This is a genomic window from Dietzia sp. DQ11-71, assembly GCF_014144995.1.
Taxonomy (GTDB): Bacteria; Actinomycetota; Actinomycetes; order Mycobacteriales; family Mycobacteriaceae; genus Dietzia; species Dietzia kunjamensis.
Window position 1 is genome coordinate 1 of the sequence record NZ_JAALDT010000031.1, and the last position, 9841, is coordinate 9841.

The window sequence follows — 9841 nt, forward strand, 5'->3', positions numbered from 1 at the left end:
CCGCCCGTCCGGCCGCCGTCACGTCGGTCGCCCCGGGTCGCCGCGTGCTCGTGCGCCCGGTCTCCACGGACCGCGTGCGGGCGTGCCATGTCGAGGCCCCGGCGTCCACCGGGGTCGTCGACGACGTGCCGGCCTGGGCGCTACTGGCGTGCGGGATCGCATTCGGCGTGATCATGCTTCTCGCAGTGGCCTTCCTCGGTGGACCCGCCTACGCGTGACCGGGCAGCGGGCCTCCTAGAATGGACCGTGGGCGGTGGTCTACCGCCCCCGCGTTCCGTCAGGCACGATCCGGGACGCGTGAACTCCGGTCGACGAAGGGCCCCACGGGAATGTACTGCCCGACATGCCACCACGAGGACTCCCGGGTAATCGACTCACGATCCGTCGACGAGGGTCAGGCGATCCGGCGTCGCCGGGAGTGCCCCCGGTGTGGACACCGGTTCACGACGCTGGAGACGCCCCTGCTGACGGTTCTCAAGCGGAACGGGGTGACCGAGGCGTTCAGTCGGGACAAGGTCGTCCGCGGTGTCCGCCGCGCGTGCCAGGGACGATCGGTTGACGAGGACGCTCTGCGTCGCCTCGCCCAGCAGGTCGAGGACGCTGTGCGATCCGGCGGTGCGTCCGAGGTTCCCGCCCACGAGATCGGGCTCGCCATCCTGGGCCCTCTGCAGGATCTGGACGAGGTCGCCTACCTGCGGTTCGCGTCCGTGTACAAGCAGTTCAGCTCGGCCGACGACTTCGAACGCGAGATCATCGCCCTCCGGGAGCGCCGCGCGAGCCGCTGACCACGCGGCATCATCGGGACGACCGCGGGGCGAGCGCAGACGCCACCGCCTTGTCGATCCGCTCTGCCGAGACCGGCCGGGCGGTACCCAGTGACTGCGCGAACAGCCCCACCCGGTACTCGGCGAGCATCCACCGCAGGTCGCGGCACGCCCGTGCGCCACCCGGCCGCCGCCGCAGCGCGGCGCACGCCTCCTCGACGATCGACTCGGAGCGGTTCAACTTCGCCGTGAGTTCGCCGTGCCGGGCGGGTGACTTCTCCGCGAGGTCCAACCGGAGGCCGACCGCCCGCACATGTCGCTCCAGATGTGGAAGCACATCCGAGGGATGGCGGGCGAGGAATCCGCGCCCGACGAGGAAGTCCAGTGAAGGACGGACATCGTCGGCGACATCTGCGGGCGCCCCCGCCAGACGGCCCGACACGGACTGGGCGGCCATCAGCGCGGGAACCGCCGACGAGATCGCGGACGCCACCGCACCGGGGACCTCCGCCCGCGCAGTGGCTTGGAGTTCGTGGAATTCCGCGACCGTGAGAACCGGTGCGCCCTTTCGCCGGGCGATGATCCGCCCACTCGCAGCGAGCGATGCATCCGACACCAGGGATTCCATCCCTCCGTGCGGGTACTGGGTGAGCGCGAGTCGCTGCTGGACCGGACGGCCGCGCAGAATCGACGCCGCGGAGACCAGGCCGGCCGAGACCAGCGTGAGCACCGCCGACGCCTGGGTGGATCGACGCTCGTCCTCCGTGGCGCACGCCACGAGGTGAATTCCGTCCCCACCGACACGCAGGGCGGGGTAGACGGTCACCTCGACCCCGTCCACCGAGCCGGTGACCGACTGCGGGAGGTCGCCGACGGTGTCGGATGTCCACTCCCGGTAGGGCCCCCTGTCGGGTACCAGACGGGCGTTGAGGGTCGCCCGTACCCTGTCCACCAACCGGGTCCTCAACTGCGCGAGATCCGTTCCGGAGGCCACGACCTCGTCCCCGTCGACCACCTCGAAACGCATCCGGAGATGGCCCGGTAGCTGGTTCTGATCGAAGTCACGCGGGTCGACCGTGGTACCGATCCGAGTAGACAGCGCCCGCGCGAGCGCGACGGACAACGGGGCGGACCGAGGCGAGACGTCTCCCGCCAACAGGGACGCGAACTCGGCGGGCGGAGAACACAGTCGACGCAGATACTTGGGCAGCGTGCGGAGCATCTCGGTATAGAGCTCCTCCCGCAGCCCCGGCACCAGCCATTCGAACCCGGCGGTGGTGACCGAGGACAGCTGCGGCAGCGGGATGCGCACCGTGATCCCGTCGGTGGTGACGCCCGGATCGAACGCGTACCGCAGTTCGAAACTCCGCTCTCCCTGACGCCAGAGGGGCGGGAAATCGGCGGCATCGGGCACCGCCTCGGAGGTGCGTATGTCCTCGGGGGTGAGACGGAGGGCCTCCTGGTCGCGATGACCACGCTTCTTCCACCAGGACTCCAGATGCCGGCCGGAGGTGATGTCCTCGGGCAGGCGATCGAGATAGAAGGCCACCAATGCCTCGTCGTCGATCACCAGATCCCGACGGCGGCTCCGCGTCTCCAGTTCACGGGCCTGCTCCACGGCCTCGGCGTTCTCGCGGATGACCGGGACCCGGGTATCCAGGCGTCCTTCCACGATCCCGTGGCGCACGAGCATCTCGCGGGCGAGCGGGGCGTCGACCCTGGAGAGCAGGATCCGCCGCGCCTCCACCACGGTCAATCCCAGCAGCAGCACCTTCTCATACGCCATCGCCGCACCCTGGGCGTCCGACCAGTGCGGTTCGGAGTACTGGGTGCGGGTGAGGTGACCCCCGAGTTGTTCGATCCACCCCGGATCGATCCGGGCGACGTCACGCGCCCACAACCGGGACGTCTCGACGAGTTCGGATGCCATCACCCAGCGGGGAGGCTTCCTGGACAGGTCCGACCCGGGGAACACCTGGAACCGGATGCCCCGGGTGCCCCGGAACTCGCGGGTCTCCTCGTCTCGCATACCGACATTGGTGAGCAGACCGGTCAGGACCGCCTTGTGGAGGTCGTCCTCCGCGGCGTGTCCGGACGCGGGATGCCACCCTCGTTCACGGCACATGCTCCGCAGCTGGGAGTTGAGGTCCTGCCACTCTCGGATGCGTAGCCAGTGCAGATACTCGGCCTTGCACATCTTGCGGAAGGCGCTGCCGGACAGCTCACGGCGCTGCTCGGTGATGTACCTCCACAGATTGAGATATCCGAGGAAGTCGGAGGTCTTGTCCGCGAAGCGGCGGTGCAGCAGGTCTGCCTTGTCCCGCTCCTCCGCGGGACGCTCGCGGACGTCCTGCACCGTCAGGGCCGCGACCACCACCAGCACGTCCGACAGCGAACCGTTGCGATGGCCCTCGACCACCATCCGGGCGAGTCGGGGATCGAGGGGGAGTGCCGCCATGTCACGGCCCACCTCGGTCAGGTGAGGGCGCTCGTCGTCGTCGACCCTCACCGCCCCGAGTTCGGAGAGCAGGGTGAGCCCGTCCCGGACGGCCTTGCGGTCCGGGGGTTCCACGAACGGGAAGTCGTCGACGGGGCCCAGGTCCAGATCCGCCATCGACAGGATCACCGAGGCGAGGTTCGTGCGCAGGATCTCCGGGTCGGTGAACTCCGGGCGCGAGTCGAAGTCCTCCTCGGAGTAGAGGCGGATACATATCCCGTCGGCGACGCGGCCGCAGCGTCCCGCGCGCTGCGCGGCGGAGGCCTGGGACACCGGCTCGATGGGCAGTCGCTGCACCTTGGTCCGGGTGGAGTAGCGGGAGATCCTCGCCAGGCCGGTGTCCACGACGTAGCGGATGCCGGGCACGGTCACCGAGGTCTCGGCGATATTGGTCGACAGGACCACCCGCCGGGTGGAATGGGCCCGGAACGCGCGCTGCTGTTCGGCTGCCGTGAGGCGGGCGAACAGCGGGAAGATCTCGGTGCCCGGGAACTTCCGGCCCCGCAGCACCTCCTCGGCGTCGCGGATCTCACGCTCACCGGAGAGGAACACGAGTACGTCACCGTCGTCCTCGCGTAAGAGTTCCGCCACGGCGTCGGCGAGCGCGTCGAGGGGATCAAGGTCGACCACGCGATCGGCGTGTACGACCTGAAGGGGCCGGTACCGGACCTCCACGGGATAAGTGCGCCCCGAGACCTCGATGACCGGGGCCGGGCGCCCCTCCGGGCCGGCGAAGTGACGGGCGAAACGGTCCGGGTCGATCGTGGCGGAGGTGATGACGAGTTTGAGGTCCGGGCGACGGGGCAGGATCTGCTTGAGATAACCCAGCAGGAAGTCGATGTTGAGACTGCGTTCGTGGGCCTCGTCGATGATGATCGTGTCGTAGGCCCGCAGCAGCCGGTCACGCCGGATCTCGGCGAGCAGCACACCGTCGGTCATGAGCTTGACCGCGGTCTCGGGGCTGGTGCGGTCGTCGAAGCGGACGGCGGAACCGACCGGGCCACCGATCTCCACCCCGAGCTCGTCCGCGATCCGCTCGGCGACGGAGCGGGCGGCCAACCTCCTCGGCTGGGTGTGGCCGATCATGCCCTTGACCCCGCGCCCCAGTTCCAGGCAGATCTTGGGGATCTGGGTGGTCTTGCCCGACCCCGTCTCGCCGGCGATCACCACCACCTGGTTGTCCCGGATCGCCTCGGCGATCTCGTCCTTGCGTGCGCTGACCGGGAGCTGTTCCGGGTAGCGGGGGGTGGGGATCGACTCGGTTCGGCGCCGCACGCGCTCGGCGGCCTCGTCGATCCGCCGTCCGAGGTCATCCAGCTGGTCGACGCGGGCACGCCGGACCCGGGACCGGAGACGATGGGCGTCGAGGGTGCCGACATCGTCGAGACGGGCGAGGAGGTCGTTTCGGGCGCGGCGGAGATCGGGGGTGGGTGAGGAGGACGACGGCATGGTTCCGCAAGGATATCGACTCGCGTCCCCGGGCTCCGACCGGCGCGGTCCCTAGTCGACGACGCCGTCCCGCCGACTCTGGATCCTCGCGTAGCGCTCGTGCAGCCGCTCCCGCACCTCATCGGGCTCGTAGGACCGCCGACGCCGCTCGGAACGGGCCGCCAGGATCCCCGTGGCGGCCACCCCCGCCGCACCCGCCGCGCCGATCACCTTGAGCCACTGTCGTCCTCTGGGAGCCATACGGCCGAGACTAGGCGGGTACGCACGGGCGGCCTGGCAGGATCGCGGTATGAGCGTCGACACCGTCCCCCTGGCCGCCGCGGCGCACCGCACCCGCACCGGGGACCTCTGGCTCTTCCGCGGCCGGAGCACGGCGGACCGGTTGATCCAGACCCTCACGAACGCGCCCGTCAACCACGTGGGCGTCGCGGTGGTCCTGGACGACATGCCGCCGCTGCTGTGGCACGCCGAGATGGGACGGGCGCTGCCGGACGTGTGGACGGGTCGCCACCAGCGTGGGGTGCAGCTGCATGACCTCGAGTCGGCTGTCCGGCAGTGGGCCGGGCCGTACGGCCAACGAGCGTGGTTCCGCCAGATCTCCCCGGAGGTGGGCGGGGAACACGAGGACGCGCTACTGGAGTCGATCGCCCGGTTGAACGGGGTGTCCTTCCCCTCCGCGGGACGTCTCACCGCGAGGTGGGCACGAGGACGGTGGGCGGCACGCGGGAAGCGGCCGGGCGTCACGGGGCGCAGTGACCGACCGGGGTCCGATGCCGGCGCGGCGATGCGTATGGAGGCGGCCTACTGCGCGGAGGTCGTGGGGGTCACCCTGGAGGCGATGGGTGTACTCCTGCCCGCGGGTGAGGCGAGTTGGTACGACCCCGGCCGTTTCTGGAGCGGCGACGACCTGCCCCTCGCACCGGGATGGGACTACGGCCGGGAGATCGCGGTGACGGTCACCCGCCCAGGACGACCTCGCTGATATCGGCCTCGACCTCCTCCGGGGCCACCACGAGCAGTTCGTCGCCGGGCTCGAACGGAACGTCGGGTTCGGGGACGATCACCCGCCCGCCGCGCAGGATCGCGACGAGGGCGGCGTCCCGGGGAAACCGCACCCGCGACACCGACCGCCCCGCCAGCGGGGTCTGGTCCGGCAGCGTCACGCTCACCAGGTTCGCGCCTCCACGGCGCAGGGTCATCAGACGGACCACGTCGCCGACGGAGACCGCCTCCTCGACGACCGAGACGATCAGCCGGGGCGTCGACACCGCCACGTCGACGCCCCAGCGCTCGTCGTAGAGCCACTCGTTGCGGGGATCGTTGACGCGGGCGACGACCCGGGACACCGCGAATTCGGTCTTGGCCAACAGGCTCACCACCAGGTTGGCCTTGTCATCACCCGTGGCGGCCACCACCACGTCCGCCGCCTGCAGGTCCAACCGTTCGAGGACGCTGAGCTCGCAGGCGTCGCCGACCTGTTGATCCGCCCCGTCGACGGGGTCGGCCGAGAACACGGTGGAGCGCTTGTCGATCAGCGTGACGGAATGGCCACCGGCCACGAGTTCGCGTGCGATCGACCGTCCGACGACCCCGGCCCCGGCCACCACCACCCTCATGGTCGCGGAGTACACGGTCCGGGCCGGGGCAGCGGCGAGCAGTCCCGACCCGTCGGCGTAGTCGGGGACGGAGTTCTCAGACATCCGAGGGTCCCTCCAGCATCAGGTCGTCCAGGTCCGCGACCGTCTGCGAGGGCACGATGATATGGAGGACATCGTCGGCCTGGACGAGCGTGCGAGCGTCCGGGAGGCGGCTCTCGCCGAAGCGGGTGACGGCCGCGGCACGTCCTCCGACCGCAGCGGCGAGCCGGTCGACCGGGCGCCCGACCCACGCCGCCGGTGGGTCGACGGCGACGAGGGACACGGAGTCCGTCTGGTCGCGCCACTCGACGGGACCCGACCCGGCGGTGATGTAGCGGACCAGTCGACCGGTGGCCCACGGAACCGTGGCGATGGTCGGGATCCCCAGTCGTTCGTAGACCTCGGCCCGGCCCGCGTCGTAGATGCGCGCTATCACCCGCTCGACACCGAAGGTCTCCCGGGCCACCCGCGCGGCGATGATGTTCGAGTTGTCCCCGGAGGACACGGCGGCGAATGCGTCGGCCCCCTCGATCCCGGCCTCGGTGAGCACAGTCCTGTCGAAGCCCTGGCCCGTCACCGTGCCTCCCGAGAACTCCGCCGACAACCTGGCGAACGCAGCCGGGTCGCGGTCGATCACCACGACCTGGTGGCCGGCTGCGTCGAGCTCGACGGACAACGCGGCCCCCACACGACCACAGCCCATGACGACGACCCTCATGACGAGTCCACTCCTCACGGCCCACGCACGTGAGCCAGTGACGGACACGCTACTCACACCCACGGATACTGCCCGGCGGGGCTCGCGGGCCCTACGATATGTCGGTGTCCAGGATCTCGAAGGTCTCCATGGGAACCAAGCGTCTCCTCGTGGGGCGCCCCTCCCGCAGCGACACGATCGGTGCCACCAGCCTCCGCAAACGGATCGCGTTGCCGGTGTTCGCGTCCGACGCGCTGTCCTCGGTGGCCTACGCCCCGCAGGAGATCTTCCTCGTGCTCTCCATCGCCGGGGTCTCGGCACTCACGTTCACCCCGTGGGTGGGACTGGCGGTGGCGGCGGTCCTGGTGGTCGTCATCGCCTGTTACCGGCAGAACGTCCGCGCCTACCCGTCGGGAGGGGGCGACTACGAGGTCGCCACCGTCAATCTGGGTCCGAGTGCGGGCCTGGCGGTCGGTGCGGCCCTGCTATTCGACTATGTCCTCACGGTGGCCGTGTCGATTTCGGCCGCCGCCGCGACCATCGGATCGGCGATCCCCTTCGTCCAATCCAGGGAGATTCCGTTCGCCGTCCTGGCGATCATCCTCCTGGCGGCGCTCAACCTGCGTGGACTCCGTGAGACCGGCGCGATGTTCGCCGTCCCCGTCTACGCGTTCCTCGCGTCCATGACCGCACTCATCGTCTGGGGGCTGTTCCAGGTGGAGATCCTGGGCCGCGACCTCCGGGCCGAATCCGCGGGATTCGAACTGGTCCCCGTGGACGGTGCGGAGGTGGCCGGACTCGCGCTCGCCTTCGTCGTCGCCAAGTCCTTCGCATCCGGATGTGCCGCCCTGACCGGGATCGAAGCCATCCACAACGGTGTCCCGGCCTTCCGGAAGCCGCGGGCCCGCAACGCCGCCGTGACGCTGGCCGTCCTCGGGGTCCTCGCGGTCTCGTTCCTACTCGGGCTCATCGCCCTGGCCGGCCGACTCGGGGTCCGTATCGCCGAGCAGCCCGCATCACAGTTGATCGGGGCTCCGGAGGGATACCGGCAGAAGACGATGATCGCCCAGTTGGCTCGGCCGGTCTTCGCGGGGTTGCCGATCGCGTTCTACGCCGTCATCATCATCACCGCGCTGATCCTGGCGCTCGCCGCCAACACGGCGTTCAACGGGTTCCCGGTGCTGGCCTCGGTCCTCGCTCGCGACAAGTATCTGCCCCGACAGCTCGCCACCCGCGGGGACAGGTTGGCGTTCTCCAACGGGATCGTCGTCCTCGCGATCGCGGCAGTCGTGTTGGTCGTGGCGTTCGACGCCCAGGTGTCGCTCCTCATCCAGCTCTACATCGTGGGCGTGTTCGTCGCCTTCACCCTCGGCCAGCTCGGCATGGTCCGACACTGGACCCGGCGCCTGGACCACGAGCGGGTCCCGTCCGTGCGTCGGCGGATCCACAGGTCCCGGGCGATCAACGCCGTCGGGTTCCTCGTCACCGCCGGCGTCCTGGTGATCGTCATGGCGACCAAGTTCCTCTCCGGGGCCTACATCGCGGTTCTGGCGATGCTCGGAGCGTTCGGGATCATGCGACTCATCCACCGGCACTACGTCGCGGTCGCCCGCGAACTCGACGACTCCTCGTGGGAGGTCGTCCTGCCGAGCCGGACACACTGTGTGGTCTTGGTGTCCAAACTGCACCTGCCCACCCTGCGGGCCCTGGCCTACGCGCGGGCGGCACGCCCGGACTCGATCGAGGCGTTGACGGTGAACATCGATACCGCCGAGACCCGTGCCCTCGTGAGGGAATGGGATCGACGCGGCATCTCGGTTCCGCTCAAGGTGGTCGAGTCCCCGTACCGTGAGATCAACCGTCCCGTGGTGGACTACGTGAAGCGCCTTCGCGATCAGGCGCCGCGGGACGTGGTGACCGTGTACATCCCCGAATACGTGGTGGGCCACTGGTGGGAGCAGATACTGCACAACCAGAGCGCGCTGCGCCTCAAGACCCGCCTGCTCTACGAGCGAGGTGTCATGGTGACCAGCGTCCCGTGGCAGTTGTCGTCCTCGGACGGCCGCGCGGAGCAGGCCCGCGACGAACCCATCGTCGGACGCTGGCGTGGACCGGAGGAAAGATGACCCAGGACCGAGCGACCGGCTGGACGGGCCGTGTGGTGCGCCTGCGCATGGAGGGACCGGCGCACGGCGGTGAGTTCGTCGCGCGCCACGAGGGCCGGGTGGTGTTCTGCCGCGGCGGCATCACCGGCGAACTGGTCGACGTCCTCATCGACGACGACCCCGGGCGCGCGTTCTGTCGAGGGACGGTCCAGGCGGTGGTCGAGGAATCCCCGGACCGGGTGGTCCCGACGTGCCCGGCGGCGGCCGCCGGCGCCGGCTGTTGCGACTGGAGCCACATCGCGTCCGATGCCGCCCGCGGTTTCGCCGGCAGGATCCTGGCCGAGCAGGTGCACCGGATCGGCCGGATCGCATACCTGGACGACGCGGTCCCGGTCGAGGTCCCCGCCGCGGATCCCGCGACGTCCGGCTGGCGTACCGTCGCCCGCTGGGTCACCGGCCCCGATGGTGTGCCGGGGGTCCGGAGGGCGCGCTCCCGTGAACTGGTGACCGAGCCCTGCATCCAGCCCGACCCGCGGCTGCGTGATGCGGTCTCCGCCACCACGCTCGGCCCGGGCCGTGAGGTGCTCGGAGTGCTCGGTGACGACGGAATGGTGCACATCGCCCACCGCCCGGCCGTCGGTGACACGCCGCGGGGCCGGAGCGGCCGATCCCGCCGGTCCTCGGCGACCCGC

Annotated in this window: 9 protein-coding genes; 5 read left to right on the plus strand and 4 right to left on the minus strand. The window is 70.1% G+C overall.

The window, feature by feature from the left end:
- Positions 1 to 218: hypothetical protein (locus G6023_RS01265; protein ID WP_182633882.1), on the plus strand; the 218-nt coding region annotated here is incomplete at its 5' end.
- A 111-nt stretch (positions 219 to 329) separates the two neighbouring features.
- The gene (nrdR, locus tag G6023_RS01270) at positions 330 to 785 is read left to right on the plus strand and encodes a transcriptional regulator NrdR (protein WP_069389083.1); all 456 of its coding nucleotides are present in this window, start codon (positions 330 to 332) and stop codon (positions 783 to 785) included.
- A 10-nt stretch (positions 786 to 795) separates the two neighbouring features.
- On the opposite strand, the gene hrpA is transcribed toward nrdR, so the two are convergent.
- Both hrpA and G6023_RS01280 read right to left on the minus strand, forming a co-directional pair.
- Positions 796 to 4710: an ATP-dependent RNA helicase HrpA gene (gene hrpA, locus G6023_RS01275; RefSeq protein WP_182633883.1), complete on the minus strand. Its 3915-nt coding sequence runs from the start codon at positions 4708 to 4710 to the stop codon at positions 796 to 798.
- A gap of 51 nt (positions 4711 to 4761) precedes the next feature.
- Positions 4762 to 4950: a hypothetical protein gene (locus tag G6023_RS01280; RefSeq protein ID WP_067717794.1), complete on the minus strand. Its 189-nt coding sequence runs from the start codon at positions 4948 to 4950 to the stop codon at positions 4762 to 4764.
- Positions 4951 to 4999: 49 nt separating this feature from the next.
- On the opposite strand from G6023_RS01280, the gene G6023_RS01285 reads away from it, so the two are divergent.
- Positions 5000 to 5692 carry a hypothetical protein gene (locus G6023_RS01285; protein WP_132061219.1) on the plus strand — a complete coding sequence of 231 codons (693 nt, stop codon included), beginning with the start codon at positions 5000 to 5002 and terminating at the stop codon, positions 5690 to 5692.
- On the opposite strand, the gene G6023_RS01290 is transcribed toward G6023_RS01285, so the two are convergent.
- Positions 5667 to 6326 (minus strand): potassium channel family protein, encoded by a 660-nt coding sequence (locus G6023_RS01290; protein ID WP_132061484.1) that lies wholly within the window; start codon positions 6324 to 6326, stop codon positions 5667 to 5669. The genes G6023_RS01285 and G6023_RS01290 overlap by 26 nt on opposite strands.
- 76 nt (positions 6327 to 6402) lie before the next feature.
- Positions 6403 to 7065, minus strand: a complete 663-nt coding sequence (locus G6023_RS01295; RefSeq protein WP_132061222.1) for a potassium channel family protein — start codon at positions 7063 to 7065, stop codon at positions 6403 to 6405.
- A 98-nt stretch (positions 7066 to 7163) separates the two neighbouring features.
- Between G6023_RS01295 and G6023_RS01300 the strand changes: the two genes are divergently transcribed.
- Both G6023_RS01300 and G6023_RS01305 read left to right on the plus strand, forming a co-directional pair.
- Positions 7164 to 9170: an APC family permease gene (locus G6023_RS01300; protein WP_187699855.1), complete on the plus strand. Its 2007-nt coding sequence runs from the start codon at positions 7164 to 7166 to the stop codon at positions 9168 to 9170.
- Positions 9167 to 9841: TRAM domain-containing protein (locus G6023_RS01305; protein ID WP_347570695.1), on the plus strand; the 675-nt coding region annotated here is incomplete at its 3' end. The genes G6023_RS01300 and G6023_RS01305, both read left to right, overlap by 4 nt.